General features: G+C 58.6%; 22 protein-coding genes. 17 read left to right on the forward strand and 5 right to left on the reverse strand.

What is annotated here, in order from left to right:
* Nucleotides 1–168: 168 nt before the first annotated feature.
* The 4 genes from AC1Q5O_RS25920 to AC1Q5O_RS25935 are packed head-to-tail and all read right to left on the reverse strand — an operon-like array spanning nucleotide 169 to nucleotide 4,686.
* A complete protein-coding gene (locus AC1Q5O_RS25920; protein ID WP_156381130.1) occupies nucleotides 169–1,290 on the reverse strand; it encodes an SAVED domain-containing protein in 1,122 nt (373 codons plus the stop codon).
* Nucleotides 1,291–1,301: 11 nt separating this feature from the next.
* A complete protein-coding gene (locus AC1Q5O_RS25925) occupies nucleotides 1,302–1,763 on the reverse strand; it encodes a Mov34/MPN/PAD-1 family protein (protein ID WP_197283355.1) in 462 nt (153 codons plus the stop codon).
* A complete protein-coding gene (locus tag AC1Q5O_RS25930) occupies nucleotides 1,760–3,469 on the reverse strand; it encodes a ThiF family adenylyltransferase (protein ID WP_055971872.1) in 1,710 nt (569 codons plus the stop codon). The genes AC1Q5O_RS25925 and AC1Q5O_RS25930 overlap by 4 nt, the downstream gene beginning before the upstream one ends.
* Entirely contained in the window at nucleotides 3,466–4,686 is a 1,221-nt protein-coding gene (locus AC1Q5O_RS25935; RefSeq protein ID WP_055972001.1) for a nucleotidyltransferase domain-containing protein, read from the reverse strand. The genes AC1Q5O_RS25930 and AC1Q5O_RS25935 overlap by 4 nt, the downstream gene beginning before the upstream one ends.
* 205 nt (nucleotides 4,687–4,891) lie before the next feature.
* Between AC1Q5O_RS25935 and AC1Q5O_RS25940 the strand changes: the two genes are divergently transcribed.
* The 17 genes from AC1Q5O_RS25940 (at nucleotide 4,892) to AC1Q5O_RS26020 (ending at nucleotide 22,646) form a co-directional block, all read left to right on the forward strand.
* The gene (locus AC1Q5O_RS25940) at nucleotides 4,892–5,956 is read left to right on the forward strand and encodes a helix-turn-helix domain-containing protein (protein WP_055972003.1); all 1,065 of its coding nucleotides are present in this window, start codon (nucleotides 4,892–4,894) and stop codon (nucleotides 5,954–5,956) included.
* 373 nt (nucleotides 5,957–6,329) lie between these two features.
* Nucleotides 6,330–7,202, forward strand: a complete 873-nt coding sequence (locus tag AC1Q5O_RS25945; RefSeq protein ID WP_235916748.1) for a hypothetical protein — start codon at nucleotides 6,330–6,332, stop codon at nucleotides 7,200–7,202.
* Between the two features lie 10 nt (nucleotides 7,203–7,212).
* On the forward strand, nucleotides 7,213–7,674 hold the full coding sequence (locus tag AC1Q5O_RS25950; protein ID WP_147181615.1) for a hypothetical protein: 462 nt from the start codon (nucleotides 7,213–7,215) through the stop codon (nucleotides 7,672–7,674).
* Between the two features lie 135 nt (nucleotides 7,675–7,809).
* Nucleotides 7,810–8,949, forward strand: coding sequence for a lytic transglycosylase domain-containing protein (locus AC1Q5O_RS25955; protein WP_147181616.1), 1,140 nt, complete (start codon nucleotides 7,810–7,812; stop codon nucleotides 8,947–8,949).
* Between the two features lie 11 nt (nucleotides 8,950–8,960).
* Nucleotides 8,961–9,305, forward strand: a complete 345-nt coding sequence (locus AC1Q5O_RS25960) for a TrbC/VirB2 family protein (protein ID WP_036588783.1) — start codon at nucleotides 8,961–8,963, stop codon at nucleotides 9,303–9,305.
* A 2-nt stretch (nucleotides 9,306–9,307) separates the two neighbouring features.
* Nucleotides 9,308–9,634 carry a VirB3 family type IV secretion system protein gene (locus AC1Q5O_RS25965; RefSeq protein ID WP_052820915.1) on the forward strand — a complete coding sequence of 109 codons (327 nt, stop codon included), beginning with the start codon at nucleotides 9,308–9,310 and terminating at the stop codon, nucleotides 9,632–9,634.
* Between the two features lie 3 nt (nucleotides 9,635–9,637).
* Complete coding sequence (locus tag AC1Q5O_RS25970) at nucleotides 9,638–12,157, forward strand: VirB4 family type IV secretion/conjugal transfer ATPase (protein ID WP_492566954.1); 2,520 nt, start codon at nucleotides 9,638–9,640, stop codon at nucleotides 12,155–12,157.
* The gene (locus AC1Q5O_RS25975) at nucleotides 12,135–13,307 is read left to right on the forward strand and encodes a lytic transglycosylase domain-containing protein (RefSeq protein WP_055971878.1); all 1,173 of its coding nucleotides are present in this window, start codon (nucleotides 12,135–12,137) and stop codon (nucleotides 13,305–13,307) included. Before AC1Q5O_RS25970 ends, AC1Q5O_RS25975 begins: the two co-directional genes overlap by 23 nt.
* A 25-nt stretch (nucleotides 13,308–13,332) precedes the next feature.
* A complete protein-coding gene (locus AC1Q5O_RS25980) occupies nucleotides 13,333–14,124 on the forward strand; it encodes a hypothetical protein (RefSeq protein WP_055971880.1) in 792 nt (263 codons plus the stop codon).
* On the forward strand, nucleotides 14,121–14,339 hold the full coding sequence (locus AC1Q5O_RS25985) for a hypothetical protein (protein WP_055971883.1): 219 nt from the start codon (nucleotides 14,121–14,123) through the stop codon (nucleotides 14,337–14,339). Before AC1Q5O_RS25980 ends, AC1Q5O_RS25985 begins: the two co-directional genes overlap by 4 nt.
* Complete coding sequence (locus AC1Q5O_RS25990; protein WP_055971886.1) at nucleotides 14,339–15,412, forward strand: TrbL/VirB6 family protein; 1,074 nt, start codon at nucleotides 14,339–14,341, stop codon at nucleotides 15,410–15,412. The genes AC1Q5O_RS25985 and AC1Q5O_RS25990 overlap by 1 nt, the downstream gene beginning before the upstream one ends.
* Nucleotides 15,413–15,518: 106 nt before the next feature.
* Entirely contained in the window at nucleotides 15,519–16,253 is a 735-nt protein-coding gene (locus AC1Q5O_RS25995; protein WP_055972011.1) for a VirB8 family type IV secretion system protein, read from the forward strand.
* Nucleotides 16,250–17,083 carry a TrbG/VirB9 family P-type conjugative transfer protein gene (locus AC1Q5O_RS26000; RefSeq protein WP_055971892.1) on the forward strand — a complete coding sequence of 278 codons (834 nt, stop codon included), beginning with the start codon at nucleotides 16,250–16,252 and terminating at the stop codon, nucleotides 17,081–17,083. Before AC1Q5O_RS25995 ends, AC1Q5O_RS26000 begins: the two co-directional genes overlap by 4 nt.
* A gap of 9 nt (nucleotides 17,084–17,092) precedes the next feature.
* Nucleotides 17,093–18,427 carry a type IV secretion system protein VirB10 gene (gene virB10, locus AC1Q5O_RS26005; RefSeq protein ID WP_055971895.1) on the forward strand — a complete coding sequence of 445 codons (1,335 nt, stop codon included), beginning with the start codon at nucleotides 17,093–17,095 and terminating at the stop codon, nucleotides 18,425–18,427.
* Nucleotides 18,424–19,473: a P-type DNA transfer ATPase VirB11 gene (gene virB11 / locus AC1Q5O_RS26010; RefSeq protein WP_055971897.1), complete on the forward strand. Its 1,050-nt coding sequence runs from the start codon at nucleotides 18,424–18,426 to the stop codon at nucleotides 19,471–19,473. Before virB10 ends, virB11 begins: the two co-directional genes overlap by 4 nt.
* Nucleotides 19,442–22,228: a type IV secretory system conjugative DNA transfer family protein gene (locus AC1Q5O_RS26015; RefSeq protein ID WP_055971900.1), complete on the forward strand. Its 2,787-nt coding sequence runs from the start codon at nucleotides 19,442–19,444 to the stop codon at nucleotides 22,226–22,228. The genes virB11 and AC1Q5O_RS26015 overlap by 32 nt, the downstream gene beginning before the upstream one ends.
* Before the next feature lie 82 nt (nucleotides 22,229–22,310).
* Entirely contained in the window at nucleotides 22,311–22,646 is a 336-nt protein-coding gene (locus AC1Q5O_RS26020) for a hypothetical protein (RefSeq protein WP_055971903.1), read from the forward strand.
* A 29-nt stretch (nucleotides 22,647–22,675) separates the two neighbouring features.
* Here the strand turns inward: AC1Q5O_RS26020 and AC1Q5O_RS26025 are convergent, their stop codons facing one another.
* Complete coding sequence (locus AC1Q5O_RS26025; protein WP_055971904.1) at nucleotides 22,676–24,022, reverse strand: DUF8535 domain-containing protein; 1,347 nt, start codon at nucleotides 24,020–24,022, stop codon at nucleotides 22,676–22,678.
* Between the last annotated feature and the right edge of the window lie 93 nt (nucleotides 24,023–24,115).

Genomic DNA, 24,115 nt, shown 5'->3' on the forward strand with positions numbered 1-24,115 from the left:
TTGCAGCAGGACCGCAAGACTGTTGATCCCCACGCGGAATAGACCGGCTCCTATCGAGGTCGGCCTTGAGGTCAGCGCCCGGTCCGAGGATGAGCCAAAACTTCTCAAGTGTCAGGACACCATACGCTCAGGTGTTCGCCATATCCCAGCTGTCCTCGAGGCTCACCCTTACGTCCGTTCCGGAAATCGCGCAGCGCCTTCATCCGTCTGAATCACACGGGCAACATTTACCCCGGCAACAGGCATCTCGATCCCCCACGGGTATCGCCTTTCCTGGGAACGTTCAAACTGATAGACCGCGACCCTCGGTAGATTTCGCTTGTCATAACGACGAGCGAGATTGAACACGACACTGTTCTGGGCTGCCAGAACCAGATGGACTTGCTCCACGCCCATTGCATCGAGCTTTTTCAAGACGCCGAGGAACTGATCGGCTAGCTCTGACTGCCTCGCCTGAGACCAATGAGATGATTGCAGGTCAGGCAATGTCATTCTGACAATCGGGCAGTCAAACGTCGTCGCGAGATCTTCGGTTTTCACCATATACGAAGCTGAGATCGCGAGAACGACTTCCCGCTGTGCCCCGGCCTGTTCCATACCGGTAATTTCAAAACGTGATGCATCGTCTTGACCGTCAAGCAGGCGCCAACGGCTTGCAACCCGATCCCAATCCATGACGACAATATCGCCTTCGTCGTCCAGAAGCAGACCGGTCAAAAAGGTCAATGGGACGGCCGTCAGGCCGCCATAGACTGTCGTAAGGTCGCTACGTTCGTTGCCCTTCTGCGCCTGATGGACCCAGGTTTTCATTGCGGCAACAGGTGGAAGGAGATCTTCCGGCTCGACGATTACGCCATCTTTGCGCTGCCGCAGATCGAGCATGTAGTCGATACGCGTGCCCGTTATGCTTTCGGGTACGGCGGATTTGAGCGATGATCCATCGTCATCGCGCAAACCTCTCCCTTCGATGACAAAGACCTTTTTCCGCGCAAGACGCTTTTGCTCGTTCGCATAACGTATCCAGGCCCACACGGCCGATCCCAACATGAGGGCAATGCAGACGACCGTGATGATCCAGAGAATACTATCGGGCACAGCACCTGCCGTTCCGAACTCTATCGATCCGGACTCCCCTCCGATGGTACCGGAATATTTGAAGACCCAGTTTGCCCCGTGGATTGCAACCAAGGCCGCAACGGCTCCGCGGAAAATCCAGCTTTCAGCATGACGGGCTCGCACGAACCACGAGACCAACGATCGAACGACAAAATCCAATGTATTCCAGTTCATCGCGATGCCCTTCAATTTGCGCGCAGGTCGATCATTTCAGGCGGGAGTGCACGCCGGTGCAGGCTCGCTGATGCATTGAAACGGCCCCAAAACCCAAGCTTCACAATCAGGAGCACGGCAAAACCGATACCTCTTTCACCGTCAACCAGTTCCTGCATGGAGCGCACGTCAGTGAGGCTTGGTCGAACCGGGAAACTTGGATGGGAATGCCATTCGCCCAAGTAGTTGAATGCTTGATAATTGTGACCTGTTCGGTCGAAAAACGCATCCAGCGCATGGCGGTGATGATCAGCATCACGCACAAAGTGGGCATCGGCTCCTGACGCTTCGTCCACCGAGAAGTCTAGAACGGAGAAATGCCCGCTTGCAATCTCCTGTCCCATGAGAATGCCGCCGATTTCACGCGATCCGGCTCGCCTCAACGGTAACTTCATGCGATCACGGATCTGTCTGGAGAGTGTGACCCTGATCACGCATTCACCTTCGGAAACAGCGATGTAAGGAGCTCTTTGAGCTCTTCGGACGAAGCCAGTTCCTGCGCACCACCCCAGTCACCTTCCTGCCGAAGATCGATTGGCCAGGTATCAAAGGGCGCACGGAAAATCCATTCGGCCACCAGTCCGATCGCGTAGGCAGAGCAAGGAAAGACGCTTTGCTCGCGCGTGAGAAAATCCAGAATGAACCTGGACGCATGGTTGGCAATTACGCTGACATCAGCGTCATCGGCGATCAACGGTTGGGCGTTATCTCGCTCGATGCCATAGTCCGTCTCGGTTGCGGCGATCCAGGGCACGTTATGACTATCGCACCATGCGCGGATTTGGCTGCGCGCTTCGGTAGGGATCGGATCAAACCCCGGGCGGACCCTAGCAATGATGCCGCCGATCCCACCCGCAAAGACCTGACACCAGACCATGGGTTTGCTATGACGACGGGCAACAGCTGCAACGAGGTTGAACGCTCGGGGGTCTGCCGTCGCGTCGACCAATAGGTCGGCTTGGACCAACTCCTCCATAACGGACTCTGTCGATCCTGCACTCTCCTGCTGACCGAGTGCAATCCGCCGAACGGAGATGTCTGCGTTTGCCACCAGATTCTGCAGGCGGGCTCCAAGGGCATCGACTTTGTGTTGACCGATTGCCTGCGCATCAAGATCATTCCTGACAAGGTTTGCCTGGAAAAAGACATCGTCATCGACCAGCGTGAAATTGCGTACGCCAGATCGCGCGAGCGTGCCTGCGATTTTTGAACCCACAGAACCGCAGCCAACGATTGCTATCCGCTTTTGCGCCAAGCTGTCGTAACCTGCAGGCAGCCTTCCAGAGACGCTTGGGGCGACAATTATCTTATAGCCAAAGACACTCTGTTTGCCCTCATAGGGGTAAAGATTTAGCGCGACCCAATGGTTTTCATCTCCAAGCAACACAAAACCATCGAATGGGTTCTTGGGAAGTTTTGCCAGCAGGTCGGGAAACTCTACCGGCATCACGTCGGCGAAATCTTTGGGGCTTAGGCGGAAGCGGTCAACGTTTCGCGTTGTCCGGATAACGAACCCATTTGCGACCGAGGAGTGCGAGGGTTGCGGCGCATTCTGGGCCCACAATATCCCTTCTTCACCTACGCTCATGAGCGATGCGACCCATGTTGGCTTGGCGAGCCGATCCCAGACGGTGATGGCTGTCGGAACATCGACGGGCAAAGCTGCAAGAACCGTCGCGGCGCTGTCGTCAAGAATGAAGCGCGTAAACTCGCCACGGGTCTCCCTGCCGATTGATGCCTGATGCGCTGAGCGGACGATGCCGGGCTCGTTTTCGCCTGGCCGCTCTCCTGACAGAAGACGATGGGCGCTTTCAACCATCATTGCGCCGGTGATCGAAGGAGCCCAGTTGTCCGGCCTGAACTCGAGGCAAAGCTCACCGCCGGGGCCGTACTGATGCCAGGAAAGGCGCCGTTCATCGCGGGGCTGCACCATTGGTGGTGTGTCGGGAAAGGTGGACGGATATATCATGGAAAGACCAAACGTCTCTGCGCCATGTTGCACGTCGAAATCCACGATCAGATGAAGATCATCTCCCAGCCGCCAGGAGATACCCGACAACCAGCCATCGCGTTCAGACAATTGCGCGATCGCAGTTCGCTCGGCTTTCGCACGGGCAACGTCGGTAAGCCACCAGCTCATGCAAATCCCTTCGGCGTAGTGGGAACCCGAGCGGCATTTCCAAAAGACGGAATCGCTGCGACCGGCGCGATGGGAGCCACCGACGCCGCCCTCAGGAGCCCGCTGCCGCCGCCGATGCGGCGCGTGGCCCGATCCGACAATGCTGCGCCCATACGGGCCGACACCGCCTCGTTCATACCCTGCAACGTCGCGGCACGGGCAGCGCGACCGAAGTCTTCCCGTGCTTGGTTGAGCCATCGGAAGAAGGCCTCGGCCTTGCGCGGGTTCTTTTCCCACTTGTCAGCAAAATTTTCGAAAGGGTCGGTCGGGTTTGGAATGATGAATTTGGACCCGTCATGCTGGATATATCGATCCATTCCGTTGAGGATGGAGAAGAGAGCGCCGGCAATGGTGTCTTCCTGACCGTAGGCGTGACCAGACAGGGTCGTGATGATGACGGAAATAGGTTTCAAGTCGGCCTCTTGGGCGAACATATTGTCGCGATGCCGCTTCAAGATCATCACCGCGGCTTGCAGCGGTGTGCGTACGCGGAAGTCCGGAAGTTGCTCGACGCTCGCCGTCACGCCTCGCTGGCGCAACGATTCCACCAGCTCCCGCTTCCGCCGCGCGAGGACCACGGCCATTCGTGACTTGAACCATTCACCGTACCCCTTAGGATTGGAGCGCGGCCAATCATACGTCTTCTGCCTGTAGGTCGGGACTTCCCGGTCGGTGATGGCGATGGCAGTATCTGCCCAACGTACGTCGAAATGGGCACGCTCCAGGAGAAGTCGCTGCTCCATCCCGTTAGGAAGGGCAGGCACGATATCCATGTGGAATTGCGCACCGTCGGCATAGGAAAGCACCCAGCAGCGTCTACCCTCTTCCACAGGCTTCGTCATGCCTTTGGCATCATGATAGGCTTTGATTTCATAACCTAGGAGCTGTTTCAGGTCGAACTGGGTAAGGTCACCTTTCGCAAGCTTCTTGAGCTCGCAAACCGAGTCGACGTCATACTCCTCGGAATCGTTTATCGGCCGGATTGCGGTTCCGAGTCGAAACGATCCCTGCACGTAAACGGTCGGATCAAAATTGCGAACCGTGCTTTCAGGCCGATGAAACCAGTCTCCTAGAGACTTGTAGCTTCTTTCCGCCTGCTCATACCGGGACTCCGGAATGGCCAGTTCCTCCGCCATCGCCTGAAGAAATCTCTCAACCTGATCGTCAGTACCCGCCATATCCAGCTCCATTTGTCGTCTTGTCCGCCTGCAACTCGCCATAGCGGCGGCAGTCGCGGCGCCCTATGGTCCGGTTTACAAAGGTGCGCCAAACGCCGCAGCGCTCCGGATATGGGAGTGCATTTTTCACCCTGCAAGGGAACTTAGTTTACAAAAATAAGTTGTATACATAGTTATGGAAACCGACTGTTACAAGGAGGCCATTATGATCGGAAACAAGCTTAAGGTTGCCCGATCGGCATCGGGATTCTCGTTGCGCGCTCTTGCGGATGCTATGGACCGGATCGTTTCGGCGCAAGCCATTGGAAAATATGAACGAAACGAGGACATGCCAAGTTCTGGAATTCTGATGGCGTTGGCCAAGGCCCTCGCCGTCTCGGAAGAATACCTTCTCAGGGACGATGAGCTTTCGCTCGAGGGTGTAGATTTCCGAAAAAAATTGGGAGCGTCCTCCAAGGAAGTAGCAACGTTGGAGGCCCGTGCCATCCACATGCTGGAGCGCTATCTTGCCGTTGAAGACCTGCTTCACTTGCGGAGCGTAGAGTGGGAGCAGCCACGGAGCGCGCCGCATGCAGTCACCGACGTTCGCGATGCCGAGGATGCAGCCCGATCCGTCCGCGACGATTGGGGTCTCGGCAACGATCCGATTCCACAGCTTGCAGAGTTGCTTGAAGAGCGAGGAATAAAGGTTTTATCACTCGATCTCGACAATGTGGATGGGCTCGCCGCCAAGGTTCGACGTAAGGAGCGCGAAGCTGCGCGAGTGATTGTCGTCAAGCGCAGCACCTGGTCCGAGCGCAAAAGATTCAACCTTGCACATGAATTGGGGCACATGGTCATTGCGCCGTGCGACGGGGTTGACGAGGAAAAAGCCGCACATCGCTTCGCTGGCGCCTTTCTAATGCCGGCCGATGTTTTGCGTGCAGAGGTTGGCGCGCATCGATCGTCGATCAGCATTGGAGAGCTGGTTGCGCTGAAGAAACGTTTCGGTGTGAGCGTCCAGGCGCTTGCATACCGTTGTCAGGATCTCGGCATTATCAGCCAGGCCGCTTGCACACGACTCTTCAAGGTCTTTTCAGAAAGAGGATGGCGCGATGCGCCCTATGAGGAGCCGGAAAGCTTGGCTCCTGAAGTAGAAGAACCAAGGCGCTTCGAGCGCCTGTGCTTCCGCGCCCTAGCTGAGGGGGTAATCGGTGAATCGCGGGCTGCTGAACTGCTCGGTATTTCCGTTCGCGAACTCGACCGGAGGCTGGACCAGGTGGCGGCTTGAACGGTGGCCGTTCTTGTTTCCGATCCGTTAGTTCAGTTCGACCTGAAATGACCCAGTGTTCTGGAAGGAATGTTTCTGCTGCTATTTGAATGTGCTGTCCAGCTTGGGCTTGAGGTCGAGACATTGACGTCCGGCGAACTCCGTCGGGCGAGCCGCGTTGGCCGGTAATATGCGCAGCTGTCGAGGATGTGTCCGAACGGTAGTTTTCCAGCGCCAAGGCGGTCGGTGCAACCACCCGCGAATCTCAGGGGGGACACGACCGGATTGCTTTGGCCGGTTCCACCACCAAACCTGACTTCCCCATCTTGAGCGTTTCGACTATGACTGCTACAAACTTGTATTGAAGTGCAAGTCGCGTCGCTGTGCTCTCACTATGTTCGATGACATTTCTTTCTTGCTGCAAGGCGATGAGCGCCGGCTATGCACTGATATCCGCAAGTCCCACCAGCAAAATAGCAAGACGGGTTTCCCACTGACAAGCCACCGATCTCTACTGACGAAGGAATGGTACCGTGTACCGGTCAGCATTGATTGCCCGCACTGCGGTGCTGAGACGCGGACCGCAGGTATCGTGGCTGGCCCATCCAGTCTGGTGAGCACCGCAGAGTTATCGGCTGAGAGTGATGTCAAGCAAGCCTGGACGCGGTTTGGCGCGTTCGCATTCGTCGAGTCGCTTGGCGGCCGCACCGAAAACATCGAACGCTTGGTTCTCGGTCGTTTTCACAACACGTTCTCTGTCCGGAACGATCAGTTGGTGCAGATCTGCGAGCACTGCGAGGAAGGTCTCGCGCCAAATCTCATCCGTTCGGGTGTTATGAACGGCTTCGTGCGCCTCGGGCAACGGCGGCTGCTGGTAAACGAACGTTTGCTGCTGTTCTCGTCTGTGGTGGCTCTTACGGAGTTTGCTTGCGGGACCTGGATCGAGGAGTGCGACGTTCCTCTTCCAGACTACGCGATGATGCTCACCTGCGACACGGAAACCCAGGACGGCGAAACCGGTACCGTCGAACTGTGGCACAGCATTGCCCGCAACGACTATGCGATCGTCGTCAAGGGCCATGATGGACGTGAACTGTTTCGCGATGGCCTGAATGATGACCTCAAAGAGGTAACCACGACCATTGGAACGCTTGGGTTGGTCCTGACCAAATTGCATCTGGCGCAGCCTTCGTCGCCCTATTGCGGGCTCGCAAGGGATCTCTTTCTCGAAGCCCTCGAACATGCCGGATATCAGCAGGAAACTTAGGAGGTGAGCCGTGCAAATCTTGAAGGCGCTGTTTTGGCCTATGGCCGTCGCAATTCCCTTGGCCGCATGCGGGCGGCTTGAGCAGCCGCCCCGGCCGCTGCCGCCAGCGCCGTATGCCTATCTCAGCCTCACAGCCTGCAGGAATTATCCCAGAAATATCACCGAGTGCCAGCTGGAGTATGGCACGTCGTTCGGGCGCCATCGTCTTGGGCCGGTGCAGCAGGTCTCACGTGGCCTCGCGCCGAATCTTGATGGTTCTCGTTATCAGGTTTCTTCTTGCTGGCCGGTATCCAGGATCCAGCGGGAACTGCCAAATTTTACGTGCCGAATCTATCAAGGACAGTCAGGTGCCGACGCCGGTTCCGTGCTGGTCAAAGGGGGAACCGCTGTTCGTTTGGCTCAAATTCTTGGCGATCGAGACCAGATCGAGTATCGATGGAAGCCGGATCGGTGGTCGCGGCTAAAGGATTGATTTTGTGTAGTATTTCTGAAGGCGATATCGGCCTTTGGGATAAAACTTGTACTCCAGTTATATTTTTCAGTTGATTTCCGGCGCGGATTGCAGTCCATAACTTGTATTGAAGTACAAGTTATGGACTGGTTCGGAATGGATGACAGCCTGCTTTCTTCTGTGATTAGACCGCGATCCAGAGTGTTACGAAGGGCAGTCTGGCCTGTGGTGACGTCTGTGCTCCTGGCTACATGTCTTGCCGCAACGTCCGCCGAGAGCGACCCACTCAAGATCGGCGAGAATCATGACCATACCGATTGGTCGTTCCGGTTCGCGGGTGAAACCTCAAGTGAGCCCGGTGCGCTGTCAGCACTCGCCGTCGACGCTGACCCACACCCACCGCCAAGCATCGACCTTACCAGTTTCAATGAGCGTTTTGGGGGACAGGCCAATACCAACGCAATTCCCGCAATTCTTTCATTTGTTGCAGAAGCAGCGATTGAAACCGACGACAGTAACACAGAGCTACCGGGAGAAGCGGCCGGCAGCATGAGAGCACGGCGCGACCGCGCCGTGCTCTCGCCCATCAGCGTTTTCTCGTCTGACGCAGGCACTGTCCGTCGGTCTGCCAATCCGGCCATCGAACCCCGCACGTCTTCCGATCGCACAAGGACGCCAGCCCGTCCCGATCTGCTTTCCGGCGTGCCCGAAGACTACGCGGCACTTGCAATGGAAATCGCTGCTGAGGAGGACGTCGATCCTAACTGGGTTCTGTCGATCATGCGGGCGGAAAACGCAAGGTTCGATCCCGGCCTTGTCAGTTCGGCCGGCGCCATCGGTTTGATGCAGGTCATGCCGAAGATCGGCGAGGCCTTTGGCGTCCATGACCTCACCGACCCCGAACCGAATATTCGCGCGGGCACGCGTTTCCTGCGGGTGCTCATCGACAAGTATAGCAACCCTGTGCTGATCGCCTCCGCATACAATGCTGGAGAACCCCGCGTTGACGCGCATCAATCCCTGCCGCTGATCCGCGAAACCGCGGACTATGTGACACGTGTTGTCGGCTACTATACCGGCAAGTCGGCAAGCTCCCAGCCTCCGACACCTGCTCCGACACCTGACTCTCAATCCAATCAGAACCGCCGATCAGGCCCGGCCGACCGGGCAAGGTCCCCGATGCTTGTTTTCTCAGCTGCAAGCCCGCTCGCTTTGGACAGCCGCTACCCGCAGCCGCTGAAAGCGGCGCAACTCGGCGGTCCGGTCAAAATCGTCAAGGAAGAGGTACTTCAATGAACATAGTGGTCATGGCAATTCTTGTTGGCAGCGTAACCTGCCGCTCCCTGGTCAAACGCAAGTGGGCCGGCCATGCCGCGATGGTGCTGCTTGCCGCCTCGGTGCTGTTCGTCAGTCAATACGAGCCGGCGGCAGCGCAGAGCCTTGATGCCCTGGAGAATGCTGCCGACAGACTGGTACAGTTCTTCACTGGCGCATTCGGTCGCTCCGTCGGCGCGATCGCGTTCATCGGTATGTTCCTGGCAGCGGCCTTTGGCTTCTGGTCCTGGGGCGCGCTTCTGCGGGTCGGTGGAAGCCTCGCCGGCATGTTCGCTGCCGCTGAGCTTGTCGACTTCTTAGCTGGGGCGGGATCGTAATCATGGCGAACTCCGGCAACAAGACGTCAGGCGGTGACGACTATATCGAATCCTATCCCGTCATCCTGGCCCTCACGCGGCCGCCGACGGTGATGGGGATCCCTTACACCTACTTCCTGGCGGAATGCTTTGTCTCGCTGATGGTGTTCATGGTGCTGGGCTCCATCCTCTGGTTTCCCGTCTCCTTCGTCATCCTGCACGGGATTCTTTATGTGCTGACGGTCAAACTCGATCTCTGGTTCTTCGACATCCTCGGCCGTCTCAGCATGTGCGGCATAAATCCCCTCGGCCGCAGACTTGGCGGGGGTATCCGGACCTACGGAGCCTGACCGATGAGCACGATGGCAAGATCGCTGAAGGGAAGTTTGTCGAAGGGTTGGGAGATCTTCGCCGATCGCAGTATCTCGACCCATGTTCCCTTCTACGTTCCGATCGAAAACGGCATTATCCGGCTGAAGAACGATTGCCTGGTCTCGACCCTGCGTCTCACAGGTTTTTCGTTCGAAACGGCCGACATCGAAACGATCAACATGCTGCAGCGGAAGCGAAATTCGGCTTTCCGCGCCATTTCCTCGATTGGCAATTTTGCGCTCTACACCCATGTTGTCAGGCGCAAGGTCGCACCGTCCTTGCCGGCAACCTTTACCGACCCCTTTATCCAGCGTCTGGACGATGTCTATCAGGCGAGCATCTCGCGCAACGAGATGTTCGTCAACGACACCTACATCTCGCTCGTCGTGCGCCCGCTGTTCAAACAAGGATCCGCGCTTTCCCGCATCATGGGCATCGGTGGCGATGTCGTTCGCAAGGAGCAGTTTCGCTCGATGCGAGACAAATTGGTTGAAGCCACCAAGGCGCTCGAGAAGTCGCTTGCCGCTTACGGTCCCAAAGTCCTGCGCGACGTACAGCGCATCCAGGTGGATCTTGGCAACGGCAAGACGATCTACCGCGACTTTTCTGAAAGCATGGAGGTCGAGGAGGGAACCTCCAAAATCTGGTTTTCGGAACAATGCGAATTCTTCTACACGCTGCTGAATGGCGGCCGTGTCCGACCGATCCGGCTCGGCAACCTTCCCATAGACGCGATGCTGCCAGCGCGCCGCACATCGATCGGCAACCGAACCATCCATCTTCAGGGCGATACGCCTGGCGATGACCGCTATGCCGCGGTGGTGTCCTTGAAGGAATATCCGCCCGAGACGGGCGCCGGCATGCTCGATTACATTCTCAAGCTCCCATTCGAGATGGTGCTTGCCCAATCCATGTCTTTCATTGACGACATGGCCGCGAGAAGCAGGATCGAGCGCCTCGACCGGCAGCTGTCGAAGGCAGACGAGGGTGGTTCCAGCGTCCAGGCCAATCTCGATCTTGCGCGTGACGAACTGGCGAGGAAACGCGTTGCCTTCGCCGAGCATCATCTCACCGTCATGCCAGTGGCGAGATCGGCGGCCCAACTCGACGATGGTGTCGCCCTGATCGGCAACGAACTTGGTGCGCTGGGTGCCTCCTATGTCCGCGAGGATCTGAACGCGGAACCGGCCTATTGGGCGCAGCTCCCTGGCAATCAGGCCTATATCGCCCGACGTGCCGTAATCTCGACGCTCAATTGCGCGGGCCTGAGCAGCTTTCACGCCTATCCCTACGGCAAGCCGGACGGCAATCATTGGGGTCCAGCGATCACCATATTCGAAACGACGTCAGGCACGCCGTTCTTCTTCAACTTTCACCAGGGCGATGTCGGGCACACAACGGTGTTCGGACCGACGGGTTCCGGCAAGACCGTGATCATGGCCTTCCTGATCCTTCAGGCCTACCGCGTCAGCCCGCGCCTGAAAACGATCGTCTTCGACAAGGACCGCGGCCTCGACATCATGGTACGGGCGGCGGGCGGAACCTACATGACGCTCGAACCCGGCGAACCGTCGGGATGGAACCCGCTGCTCCTCGACGATACCGAGGAGAACCGCGTCTTCCTCTATCGTCTCCTGAGCTTCATGCTAAAGCCGGCGAAGGAAGGCGAAAGCCTGACGCCACAGGAAGAGACCATCATCCGCACCGCGATCAAATCGGTCCTGAAAACGAAGGACCGGTCCTATCGCCGACTGTCGTCACTTCGCGCCCTGCTGGCAGGCAGCGAGCGAACGGAGGGAAGCCTGATTGCGCGGCTCGACAAGTGGGTCGATCACGGACCCTTTGCCTGGCTCTTTGACAATGCCGACGACAATCTCGACGTCTCCCGGCCGATGATCGGCTTCGACATGACGTCTATCCTCGACGATCCACCGGTGCGAACCGCAGCACTCCTCTACATGTTCCATCGGCTCGACGAGGTTTATGACGGCAAGGCGCCGATCATCAACCTCATGGACGAGGCCTGGAAGCTGCTCGACGACGACGAATTCAAACGCACCATGAAGGACTATTTCAAGACCATCCGGAAACGGAACGGTCTCGTCATTTTCGGCACGCAGTCGGCCGACGACGTGGTGCAGTCGAGCGTCAGCCGGACGATCATTGAGCAGACATCGACCAACATCTTTTTCGCCAATCCGAAGGCGGACGAAAACTCCTACATGGAGCATTTCGGTCTATCCAGGGCTGAATTCGATTGGGTCAAGAATGGCGATCCGGCCTCGCGCTTCATGCTGATCAAGCAGGCAAAGAGCAGCGTAATCGCCCGTGTCGACATGTCCCATATGCCGGAATTCATCAAGGTCCTGTCCGGTCGCGAGGAGACCGTCCGCGAGGTCGAGATGCTGCTCGACGAATATGGCAACGATCCGAAGAACTGGCTTTCGAAATTCTGTGACTGGGAGGGGGATGTATCCGATGACCAACGCAAGAATTCCTGAGCTGGCCACCGTTGGCGCTATCGTGCTCTCCACCTTACTCACATCCGCACCCGTCTTTGCGCAAGTGCCGGTAATCGATAACGCCCGCCGGAAGATCCAGCAGGCGACGGAGAACTGGTACAAGACCTATCAGTCGGACACGCAAGCGTTGAAGGGTGCGTCAGGCGGCACGACAGACAGCGTAGCGCCCGGGCAGGGATCCGGTGCGCCGGCGGATTGCTCGGCCGATGGCATGGCCGGTGAGACCACGCCTGCCAGCCCGTCGAAGCGCACGCATAGCCAGCAGGAGGTCGCCCGTATGGTCGCCGACGAAGCGATCCGCCAGGGGGTCGATCCCAATTTCGCGCTGGCGATCGCCGAGCAGGAGTCACGCTTTCGCCAATCGGCGCGGTCTCCTGTGGGGGCCACTGGCGTCATGCAACTGATGCCGGGGACTGCAGCTGGGCTTGGTGTCAATCCCTACGATCTGCGCGACAATATTCGTGGCGGGGTCAAATACATCAAGCAACTGCAGGGCATGTTCGGTAATCGCTACGACCTGATCGCCGCCGGATACAATGCTGGGCCTTATCGTCAGTCCCTCCAGAACGGACGGATACCCAATATTCCCGAGACACAGGACTACGTCAAAAAAGTCTCGGCCTACTACAGCCGGAACAAGGCTGAGAACGGCGACCGGACCCCGTCGGGCGATGATGTCGAGACGGAAACCGTCAGTGATGCACGCGGATGCGGGGAGCAGCTGAAAAAGGCGGTCGACCGCAATACTCAGGCGCAGGTCGAACGTGGTTCAGTCTGGAACGAGCTCCTGGGAAAATCGCTTGCGGCAAACCAGCAATATTTGCAGCGTCTGCAGGCTGGGCTCCAGTCTTCTTCCGCGGCCTTGCGCGGCTCGGGAGGCGGCAACGCCAAGGACCACGATGGTTCGCTCGTCATGGCTGAAGTCCAGTGCCCCTCGACCATCATTGATACCGGCAGCACCCGATGCTTTGCGGTGCCAACGACCGCCACCACAGATCAGATTCAGCGTTGGCTCGAGGACCTTCAGGAGCAGGCACGCGCCAGTGGCGATGTCGCGACCTTTTCGGTGTTGGAGGACCCGGCGCTCGGGCTCGTGACAGTCGTCGACGCCAGGCCAACGGCAAATTGAACAGGAAGAGAGAGAGGACAGGCAGATGAAGAAAATCGTTGTTGCCGCAGCGCTCAGCATCACCAGCATGTCGCACGCCCTTGCGCAGGTCCCGGTCAAAGACGCGGCCAATATCGCGATAAGCCAGGAGATCGAAAAGCTCTCGAAGCAGATCCAGGGCGACACGTCGATCGTCAAGGACAATACGATCAAGACGCTTCAGGCGATCACTGGCGACCGGTCACAGGATGCAAGCCAGTTTGCCAAGCTCGCCACCGGCAATGGGTTCAGCATGGGCCAGGCGCCTGATTTCAACAGCATCCTGTCGGGAAACGAAGCGTTGTTCGGCGGCATCAGCGGTGAATTCCAGAACACGGCCGCCAAGCTCATCAACGGGCTCAATCTGGTGAAAATGGTCGTCGATACCGTCAAGGGCGGCGAGCTTTCAGGCGCCAACCAGGCCTATTCACAAGGCATCAACGCGCTGACGACGCTGACTGCCCTGACCGACGCAATGAACAGCGCCACCAAGGACCGGCAGAACGCTTTCATGCAGGCGACGCAGCAGATCGGTACGGCGCAGGATCTCAAGGGCGCGTTGGAACAGAACACGCAGATGGTGCTGCAGGGTAACCAGACCGCCAACGAGGCCGTCGGCTCGCTGAACAACCAGGTGATGCTGCTGAACCAGCAGTATAAGGCGGCGCTTGCAACCTCATCCCAGAACCTCAAGACGTTCGCAACGCTTCCCGACAGCGTGATGCGCGATGGCGGTGGTGGCGCGGGCGAGGCTTCGATTCGCGAGCAGCTGCAGGCATTCGAGGAGCAGAACCAGTGAGGTTTATCCCTGTGCTGGTCATCGCCCTTATCATTTTGTCCGGATGCGCAAGCAAGTACGAACAGCTGGCCAAATGCTCAGCCGACGAGAACCCCGTGCCGGCGCTCGGCTACGAGGCACAGCAGGAACCGACGGCGCCGCAACAGGCGCTCACGGAAATCGTCAGCAGTGATTGCGGTCCGATGCGACCCGTCAATTCCTTCCAGGGGGAATGATGGATCCGGTCAGTTACGCCGTGAATTTTTATGGCGATGCACTCGCATACTTCGACAAGATCAACGAGGCGTCGCTGGAGAAAGCCTGGGGGCTGTTCGCCGAGAACAGCAATCTGGTCTCATCGATCCTGGCACTGTTTCTCATTCTCTATTTTCTCTGGGGCGCGCTCGGCCTGTCGAGCGTATCTCTTCAGGACATGGCGATCACGGCCTCGAAACTCGCGTTTGCCTATGCGCTGGTCATGTCCTGGGCCACCTTCTACGACAATATCGGCCAGATCGTTCTGACGTCACCACAGGACCTCGGTGCTGCCATTTCCTCGGCGATGGGCGGGCAGGCGGCCGGCTCCGATCTTGCCTCTCAGGTCGCGAGCATGTCCCGCAAGGTCTACGACTTTGCCATGCAGCTCTTCAATTCCTACGAATCCGGGTGGATGCCGAACGTCACCGGCGCGGTGGTGGTGTTCATCGTTCTCGTTTTTGGACTCCTGCCAATGTTGCTGATCCTGACCGGAGTGACGCTGTTCGCCAAGATGATCACCGCAGTCATGCTGGCTATCGGCCCGATCGCCATCCTTTCCTATTTCTTCGGTATCACGCGTTTTGTCTTCGAGGCCTGGGTCAGGGGCATCGCCTACGGCATGTTCATGCTGCTTTTCACCTACGTCATGGCCGGACTGTCGTTCGGCTTCCTGATCGGCATGATGGATACGATCAATGGCGAAATGGCAACCAAGGAAAACGCGCTCGCCATCGTAGTGGCCATGGTGCTCTACCTGGCGCTGATCTCCTATTTCATTTTCCAGGTACCTGAATTCGCGAGGACATTTGCCTATAGCTCGATGACAGCGAATACGCCTGGTGGCGGCGGTGTTAGCACAATGTACGGCGCTGCCCGCGCGAGACTCGGTTCCAGCACTTCCAGAAGCGGACAGGCCGCCGCGGTGGCCCTCGGGATGTTGGCCGGACCGAAAGGCGCGGCCGCAGCGGCGGCCCTCGCCAGCCGCGGCACGATGGCGGGTGCCGGCGCGCTCGGCCGGATGCTGACCATGCGCCGGCGTAGCGGTGAATGAGGCGAGAAATGCGCGGGTCGAATCCAGCTTTTCCAGATGTAAGCCGGGTCTGACCGACGACGCAACTCGCAAACCTTAACGACGAACATGATTTTGGGGATTGAACTTGGCATTGTTCAGAAAGCAATTGCGTACCACACCGACCGACCAGGTCGCCGGTCCGCAGGACATATACGATCAGCACCTTTCCTGGGGTGAGAAAAACCGATCACTTCGTACCTTGATCGGCGTCATCCTGCTGGGGTTTGCCGTGGCCGGCTGGGCCGTCGCAGGTGTGCTGTCGTTTTCGGTGGCGCAGCTCTTTCCGCTTGTTCGCACCGAGGTCGTTCCGCTGATCGTCGATCGGAACACGGGTTACATGGAGACGGTAACCACGCTCGATAAAGACCGTGCGACGGTTTCGGAAAACCAGGCCGTGCGCGCAGCATTCGCCGGCAATTACGTCATTCGCCGCGAGACCTACGATCCCCGCTATCTATCGGATAATTTCGACATGATTGCGCTGTGGTCAGAACCGGGCTCACAGGCCTTCAAGGATTACGAGACCTGGATGAACCCCTCCAATCCGAGGGGACCGGTCAAGATGCTCGGCGCAACCGGAGAAATCCGCCCGGAAATCCTCTCGGTCAATCCGCTTAATCCATCGACCATGGCTGTTCGCTTCGAAACAAGGGAACGTCGCCGTGGTGGCGATGTCGTCACGCGCTGGTCGGCGACGATACGCTACCGGCAAATCAACCTGCCCGCCAGCAACCGGGTCCGTCTCTTCAATCCTCTCGGCTTTGTCGTGACCGAATATGCAAGGGTCCCCGAAACCATGCCGTCGGGGATCACGCCATGATGAGGCGGACGGCCGCAATTTCCCTCCTGGTACTGCTCGGGCCGCTGGCTGCACATGCTGAACTGGTCGCCCGGCCGGGACGCCTCGACCCAAGAATCCGGTCACTTCCCTATTCGGCCGAGCAGGTCTTCCTCGTAACGGGCACCTACGGGCTGGTCACGACGATCCTCTTCGGCGCCGATGAGGACATAACACAGGTCGTCGCCGGCGATACAGTCTCCTGGCAGATCCTCACTTCGGCTGATCGGCGCTCGCTCACCCTGAAACCGATGGAGAAGGACGCGGCCACCAACCTGTCGGTGGTCACGACGAAGCGAACCTATTCCTTCGACCTTCGTGTCAACGACACCAAAGCGATGCAGAACCAGACCTTCAAGTTGCGCTTCACCTATCCGGAAGACGCGGGTCTCAAAGGCACGGCGGAGCTCTGGAAACAGGCGCAGGATGCGCAGCGCAATCCCAACATCAAGAATATCCGCCGCGACAAGGTCAATTACGACTACGGGTTCAAGGGCAGCGACGGAGCCAAACCGCTCTGGGTCTTCGACGATGGATTGAAGACCTTCATGAAATTCACCGGTGACATCCCGGCAATCTTCATCGTCGATGGCAGGCGCCGCGAGAGCCTGGTGAATTATCGCCGCGAGGCCGACTACATCGTTATCGACAAGGTCTCGCGGCAATGGACGCTGCGCTTTGGTACCGAAGCCGAAACCTGCCTTTTCAATCTGAGGACAACGCCTGCCGATATACCGGCGCCGATCGAGGGCGCGGTATCGCCGAAGCGAATTGGCAGCGGGACATCCAACCAACAATCGCAATCAAGATAGGAGGCGCTCATGTCGGATCCCAACTACCATTCCATCGACGCTGATGCATCCATCGGCGGACAGGTCAGGCGCGGTGGTATAGGCCTCATGCGCCCGTTTGCAGTCGTCGCCAGCATCGCCGGCGTTGGTGTCGTCCTGTATTTCCTTCTGGCGGGTGGGGAGGCAGAGCCGCCGATCGACACGACCCCTCGCGAGGAATTCCGGCCGGTCCAGACACCGAGAAATGAAGGGTTCCGGACGCCGTCACCGCCACCGCTGCCCACGGTCGAAGTCCCCGCAGCACCACCTCCGCCTCCGCCACCACCGGCGCCGCGGGTGCCGGCCTCAGCTCCTGTCGCACCGCCTGCGGACATCGATTGCTCCCGGGGCAAAAATCCCGACGACCCGAAATGCATTGAGCTGGAGCGGAAGGCGAAGTTGCTGGAGCGCGTCCGCTCCTCCGCCATGGTCTTCGACCAATCCGACCAGACGAGAAGCGCTTCGGCGACGTCGTCCGACGCTGCTGGCGCAGGTCCGTTTGGGGCGAGTAGCACGGCCAGTGCATCAAATACCGTTACTGGAGATGGCGGCGGGGCTGTCGATGGCGATCGGGCCTTCCTGAAGGCGATGGGCGGACAGGGGGTGGAGGTGTCGGCCGCCACAGAAAATCGCCGTACCGATGCCTGGATACCGCAGGGCACGATGATCCGCGGTACGCTCGAAACAGCCATCAACTCCGATCTCGCCGGGATGGTGAAGGGGATTGTGCGTGAGGACGTCTATTCCTTCGATGGCCGTCGTATTCTTATCCCCGCCGGATCCTCGCTGATCGGTGATTACAAGTCCGGCGTCCAGAGGGGGCAGGAGCGGATCCTGATTGTCTGGACGCGGATGATCCGCGGCGACGGCGTCTCGGTGCAGCTCGGTTCCTATGGGACGGACCGTCTTGGCCGTTCGGGCATGACCGGCATGGTCGACAGAAAGAATTGGGAGCGGTTCGGACCGCCGGCGCTGATGACGCTGATCGGCGGCGCGACACAGTACATCGCGCAGCTTGGCCAGAAGGAAGACAGCTACATCACCATCGTTAACGACAACGGCACGGTCACCCGTATCCCGCAGGATAATGGGGAAAGTTCTCAGGACCGCGCCCGCTCGATAGCCGCAGAAACCATTGCATCGGGTATCCAGCAAATGGCAGCAACGGCGTTTGAGGATTCCCGCAACATCCGTCCGACCATTCACATTCCGCAGGGCTCCGATATCAATGTCTTCGTGACGCGCGATCTCGATTTTGCCGGCCTCTATCCTGACCCGGTGCGCGAAGAGTTCGAGCGGTTGCGCAAAGTGAGATACGGCAAATGAATGCCCGCCCCCAGATTTCCGCCGAACAGCACTTTCTGACCGAGGCGCTCGAGCCGATCCGGCTGTTCCTCGACGACCCCGCTGTCGTCGAAATCTCTTGCCAGCGCAGCAACGAAGTCTGGCTGGAGAAGATCGGCCAGCTCCGGATGGTGCGCCATGAAATCTCCGGACTGGACCAGGATGTCATCCGCCACATGGCGTCTCGCGCCGCTTCCTTCACAAAGCAGACGATCAATGCGGAGAATCCACTTTTGTCGGCGACACTGACAGGCGGCGAGCGCGTTCAGTTTGTTCTGAGCCCGACCTCGGCAACCGGTCACGCTTTCTCGATCCGCAAGCAGTTCATCCGACGGTTCGACCTCAACGACTATGAGGAAGCGGGCGCCTTCCGTTTCACCAAGGTCACCGGTGACGATTATCTCGATGATGTTGATATCGAGCTCTCGCGATTGTTGCGGATCGGAAAGGCGCGGGCTTTTCTGGAGCTGGCAGCCGCCAATCATCGCAGCATGCTGATCTCGGGTGGCACCTCCACCGGCAAGACGACCTTTCTCAACACGATGCTGACGGCAATCCCGAACCACGAGCGTTTCATCCTCATGCAGGACACGGCCGAGCTCGAACCCCGCCAGGAAAACGTCGTCTCGTTGCTGGTCTCGAAGGGCGGACAAGGGGAGGCGAGGGTGACAATGGGCGACCTGCTGGCGACGGCGCTTCGTCTCCGTCCCGACCGTATCTTCATGGGGGAGCTGCGCGGCGACGAGGCGTTCGATTTTTTGAATGCGATCAACACCGGTCACCCTGGCTCGATGTCAACGATCCACGCCAACTCGCCGCACCATGCCTTCAACCGCCTCTCGACGCTGGTGCTGAACAGCAATGTCCGCATGGAACGCGATGATATCATTCGCTATATCCGCTCGATCATCCCGATCGTAGTCCAGTTGAAGAAGAGCGATGCCGCCGGCGGTCGCGGTGTCAGCGAGATCTATTTTGCCGACGAGGTTGATGAACATGGCCAGCGTATACACGGACGGAGAGATTGATCGCCCGAAATGGACGGGCCTCCAGAAGCTGTCTTACCTGACATTGCCGGTCGCGCTGCTTGGCGTGGTCTGCATATGGCTCGCCTTCTTCACGCTGATTTACGATGCCTACGTGGTGTCGTTCGGATCGACGTCGTATTTCGACTATGTGAGCCGGGTACGGTTCGGTGATGCTGCTCGCTACACCTGGTCGATCATCCATACGCGCAACACGGTCGGTTTGTCGCTTCTGGCATTCACGCTTGCGTCACCCTTCCTATTCTTTCTGATGTGCATCTGGATGCTGAAAGGAGGCAGGGCGCTATCGCGCAAAATCCTCTACCTCCTGCATGTCCGCTCGATGTTCAGTCTGATTGCCCTCACCGTGATGATACTTGCCGCCGCCTGGGCTGGCGCTTTTATCTACGGCTTCGCCTTTTATCTCGTTGCCACGAAAGCTGGCGAACATGCCGACATTGCCAGCTATTATGGTAGCCATCTTGCCGCCATGTATCAGGCACCGTTCGGCACGACCGATGCAGCCGGTGGCTACCAGCGGCCATCCCGGCAGACGGTCCAGGCCACACTTGCGGGGCTCGCCGCAGCCGGCGCGCTGGTGGGGTTTCCGATCGGTGCAGCAATCCAGAAGCGCCAGCAGATGATCATGGGCAAGGCCCGCCTTGCGACCCTCAAGGATGCGGCTGACTTTCGCCTGCGCGACAAGCACGGGATCGTGCTCGGGTTGAAACAAGGGCTTCTTCTGCGCAACGACGGTGACCAGCATGTGATGCTGATCGGCTCGCCGGGGCAGGGGAAATCACGCGGCTTTGTCATCCCCTCGATGATGAGTTTCGAGGGGTCGCAGGTCGTGCTCGACATGAGCGGTGAGTTGTTCGAGGAGACTTCCGGTTTTCTGAAGGACAAGGGCTTTGAGACCTTCCTGCTGGCGCCGGGATCGAAATTCACCGACGGTTACAATCCGCTCGACCTGATCAGCACCGATCCGCACCAGCGCATCACCGATCTCCAGAAGCTGACACAGATGCTGCTGCCGGAACGATTGCGCTCGGATTCCTCCGATTTCTGGGAGGAAAGCGCCCGGATCCTGCTCACCGCCATGCTTGGCTTCGTGCTCGAATGCCCCGACACCCGCAAGTCGCTCAGCGAACTGTACCGTATCCTCAACTCGATGTCCGACGAGCGCACGGCGATCGTCCAGCTGCTGGAGAACTACGAAACGGTCCTCTCCGACCAGACCCGCATGCAGCTTACCAAATTTGCCGGCCGGCATGAAAAGCTGGGTGAGGGGATTGCGGCCGAAATCGTCGCCAAACTCAATTTCCTGCAGAACCCGCTCGTGGAGGCGTTGACATCAATCACCACCATTCCGGTCGATACCATACGGAAGCGCAAGCTGGTGATCTATATCCAGGCCGACTGGAATGCCATCCAGATCTACGAGCGCCTGATCTCGATGTTCATCCAGCAAATGGCCGACAAGCTGGTTCAGATGGGTCCGTTGCCCAACGGTGAGCACGAAGTCATGATGATGCTTGATGAGTTCGGCAATGGCGGCCGCATCGACACGGTGCTGACGCTCGCGCCCCTGATACGAAAGAACGGTGTGCGTTTCGTCTTCATTCTCCAGGACGGCGCCCAGTTGGAGCGGTTGTACCAGCGGTCTGGACAGAAGATCCTGATGGGGGCATCGACGATCAAGGTCTTCATGAATTTCCAGAACCAGGACGATGCGATGGCGGTCTCGTTGGCGGCCGGGAAGACGACGGAATGGGTCGAGCAATCGTCTTACTCCCATCGCCACGGTCGCCGTCAGCGCTCGATCTCGAAAGTGCCGGTCTCCGTCGACCTCCTGCCGGTCAACACGCTGATGATGATGAAGCCAGAGGAGGCGATCCTGCAGGTCACCGGCATGCCGGTGATGCGGATCATGAAACTGGATGCTGGCGGCGAACGGATGTTTGCGAAAGTGCGAAAGTTCAAGATGGTGCCGAAGCCCTGTATGAAGCCCGTTGAGTGGACGATTGCTGACAGTGACCGTTTCGGATCTCTCGCGCGCTCCGCGCCGGGTGATCAGGGCGGTAATTCCGAACCCGGAGCTGACCTAGACCTTGCTGCGGTCGAGCGCGTCCGCAAGCCCCAGGATTTGCGCTTTGTGGTCAAGGAAGGCATTCGTCACGTTTATATTTCTTCCCTCGATGAGCTACGGAGGCGGCTCGACCTCGATGAGACGCGCGCGGCAGGTGTCGCCGAAGAAGACCTCGGCGGCGGGCAACCGCAGCCGGCTCGTAAGCCTGCGCATGGTCCGCCCAGCCGGAAAGCAAAGCGGGGCGAGACAAAAGATGCGCACACCGAATCCGCTGACGACGTCGATCTTGATATCGATGAAGAAAAGCTTGGCCAGAGCGTCTATTCCGGATCTCCAGTAAAGCGGCGCAGTCAACGGGATGGCTCAGGCGTTCCTACAGGTGCTGCCGGCGAACGGTCGTCCGGTTTGCCCATTCTGAAACGCCAGGACGTGAAGGAAGCATTCGGAGGTGATCTTAAAGCCCTGAATGACGTCATCTTCCAGCAGGCCGGCGAAAATGTGGTTGAACCAGGAGATTTGAATGCGGACGTCGAGCTCTTGATAGACACGCTTTCAGGCAGGTTGTCGGAGGATAGTTCGAGAGCCTGGCTGCGCGAGTTCGCGGACACGGCGCGCGATCCGCTGGGCGAAGAAGATGCGGAGCCCGACAGCGTGCCGGGCCGCACGTAGTGGGCCAGCGTCAAACCAAACCCCAGTTTACAGGGCTCGACAAGAAGCGGTCGTGCTCCCCAGCGCAAGGACAACGGCAACCATGGCCAAAATCGAACGTCTCTCAACCCGGCACGTTTCCAGTGATCGTAGCCTCGAACGGATCGTGGCCGCGGCCAGGGCCGAACCGGGGCTGTGGCTGATGATAAAGGAGCGAGAAATGGAGCTGAGAACAATGCGGGCCGAACTAGAGCGTCTCGGTGCGAAGGAGGGCGATATCGACCATCTGTTTCCGCAACGGCTGAAGCCAACCCTGTCTGAACTTGCCGACGATCTCGTCTCACGCATGTTCGGAGGCTGCCCTCCAGACATGCTGGCTCCGGTTCAGGATACCCTGCTTGCTGCCGCAAGGCACGACCTGGATGCCTCGCCGGGTTGAAGAACCCGCATGGCCTCCGAGGCGTCACTTCAGACATGTCGAACCTTCTCGATCACCCACTCTTGCAGCCGTTTCGCTGTATTTTGTGCGTTCGCCTCGCCGAGGTCCTGGGGAAAAATACTGAACATCGGGCCGAGATGCTTCATGCGGGGAACGGTCTTGTCCTTGGCGTCGCGATACTCTTCCGTTTCCATACCGAAGGCCTCGATGATCAAAATAGCGGTTCCATGGTCCTTGTAGGTTGCTTCCAGGATGAAATCCGGCCGGCAGGGCCCAAGCGGTGTTTCGATTGCAAAGAGCGGCTTGGTGATCTTGATTCGGAGATCAGGAATGCTTTCAAATAGCGACCCCTGAAGCCAGAAGAGGAGATGGCACACATCTCTTTCGAAACCGGATTCCACCGGAAACAGCGTGTCGCCATTGTAGACCGGCTGGGCGTAGGCCTGGACAGCCCGCGCTGGCCCTTCGTCGTCGTCGCCGAAGTCCACGTTAAGCAAACCGAGGAAGGGGCCTCGATGTGCCGGGTCGCCGCGCAAGGGTTGTCGCACTTTCCCGAGCACCTCGATTGAACGCGAGGACGAGGCGGGCATGATTGCCTGCGCGGAAACGCTTTTCGCAAAAAGCAGCATGAAGCCGGTTCGGCGAAGCGTTCCGGGCCAGTCCGGACGTGAGGTTTCGAGCAGGCGTTGCCAGCGGCTACCTGATGCCCAGTAGTCGGCCGCCCACGTCGACAGCAAGGCGTTGAGAGACCATGTTCTCAAGACCCGAAGGTGCCTGGCAGCGGCGCGCAGCTCTGACAGCTGATTTCGAAGCGAAGGGTCGTGGTCATCCTGCAGTGGCGGAACGGCATTCATGCCAGCGTCATCAAGCAGGCGCCATAGGATGCCGCCGAGCCTGGACGGCCTGTCGTTGCGTTCCGTCGAGCGGTTAATCTCGTGGTTTGCGACGTCAGCAAGGCGGTCTGGAATGGCCGGCAATGCATCGATGTAACTCTGATCAGTTTTTCGGAGAGGCCGAATGTGATAGCTACGGTCGATGAGCGCCGGCGTGGCGTCCTTATCCACGTGAAATGGGCAGGTGCTTGTATGATTTGGCCGCTCTTCATGTCGAAGAGGGTCCTCGTCCTTTGATGTCAGTCGTCGCAGCGTATAGGTATGCTCTTGCCGGATCGGGGCAAGTAGTGGCTGGAACCGGCCGGCGAGGCAGTCGCACTCGATCCAGCCGTTCATCACTTTGGCTTGCCGGATCACAGCGAGAGCGATTGCCTTATCGGCATTGGAAGCAGCGTCGCCGTACCAGGCGCGCAGTGCTGCGGCTTCTTCCTCGGTGAGCTCTGCCAGACAGTGAGCGGGGCCGTTTCTGACAACTATCCGCATGAATTTTGCGAACCCACAGGATGCAGGTCTTCCTCCGGTCCTGCGGACCAAGCAGCTCCACTTGCATGGGCGGATAGGGCCGGTGTAGGAAGC

The sequence above is a fragment of the Phyllobacterium sp. MT110 genome (assembly GCF_058792715.1).

Bases quoted from the DNA above. Each gene is read 5' to 3' on its own strand.
- AC1Q5O_RS25965 (WP_052820915.1), top strand. From the start codon at position 9,308: ATGGCGAACTCCGGCAACAAGACGTCAGGCGGTGACGACTATATCGAA.
- AC1Q5O_RS26000 (WP_055971892.1), top strand. From the start codon at position 16,250: ATGATGAGGCGGACGGCCGCAATTTCCCTCCTGGTACTGCTCGGGCCG.
- AC1Q5O_RS25990 (WP_055971886.1), top strand. From the start codon at position 14,339: ATGGATCCGGTCAGTTACGCCGTGAATTTTTATGGCGATGCACTCGCA.
- virB10 (WP_055971895.1), top strand. From the start codon at position 17,093: ATGTCGGATCCCAACTACCATTCCATCGACGCTGATGCATCCATCGGC.
- AC1Q5O_RS25940 (WP_055972003.1), top strand. From the start codon at position 4,892: ATGATCGGAAACAAGCTTAAGGTTGCCCGATCGGCATCGGGATTCTCG.
- AC1Q5O_RS25935 (WP_055972001.1), bottom strand. From the start codon at position 4,686: ATGGCGGGTACTGACGATCAGGTTGAGAGATTTCTTCAGGCGATGGCG.
- AC1Q5O_RS25930 (WP_055971872.1), bottom strand. From the start codon at position 3,469: ATGAGCTGGTGGCTTACCGACGTTGCCCGTGCGAAAGCCGAGCGAACT.
- AC1Q5O_RS25960 (WP_036588783.1), top strand. From the start codon at position 8,961: ATGGCAATTCTTGTTGGCAGCGTAACCTGCCGCTCCCTGGTCAAACGC.
- AC1Q5O_RS25970 (WP_492566954.1), top strand. From the start codon at position 9,638: ATGAGCACGATGGCAAGATCGCTGAAGGGAAGTTTGTCGAAGGGTTGG.
- AC1Q5O_RS25945 (WP_235916748.1), top strand. From the start codon at position 6,330: ATGTTCGATGACATTTCTTTCTTGCTGCAAGGCGATGAGCGCCGGCTA.
- AC1Q5O_RS25955 (WP_147181616.1), top strand. From the start codon at position 7,810: ATGGATGACAGCCTGCTTTCTTCTGTGATTAGACCGCGATCCAGAGTG.
- AC1Q5O_RS26025 (WP_055971904.1), bottom strand. From the start codon at position 24,022: ATGCGGATAGTTGTCAGAAACGGCCCCGCTCACTGTCTGGCAGAGCTC.
- AC1Q5O_RS26015 (WP_055971900.1), top strand. From the start codon at position 19,442: ATGGCCAGCGTATACACGGACGGAGAGATTGATCGCCCGAAATGGACG.
- AC1Q5O_RS25920 (WP_156381130.1), bottom strand. From the start codon at position 1,290: ATGAACTGGAATACATTGGATTTTGTCGTTCGATCGTTGGTCTCGTGG.
- virB11 (WP_055971897.1), top strand. From the start codon at position 18,424: ATGAATGCCCGCCCCCAGATTTCCGCCGAACAGCACTTTCTGACCGAG.
- AC1Q5O_RS25975 (WP_055971878.1), top strand. From the start codon at position 12,135: ATGACCAACGCAAGAATTCCTGAGCTGGCCACCGTTGGCGCTATCGTG.
- AC1Q5O_RS25980 (WP_055971880.1), top strand. From the start codon at position 13,333: ATGAAGAAAATCGTTGTTGCCGCAGCGCTCAGCATCACCAGCATGTCG.
- AC1Q5O_RS26020 (WP_055971903.1), top strand. From the start codon at position 22,311: ATGGCCAAAATCGAACGTCTCTCAACCCGGCACGTTTCCAGTGATCGT.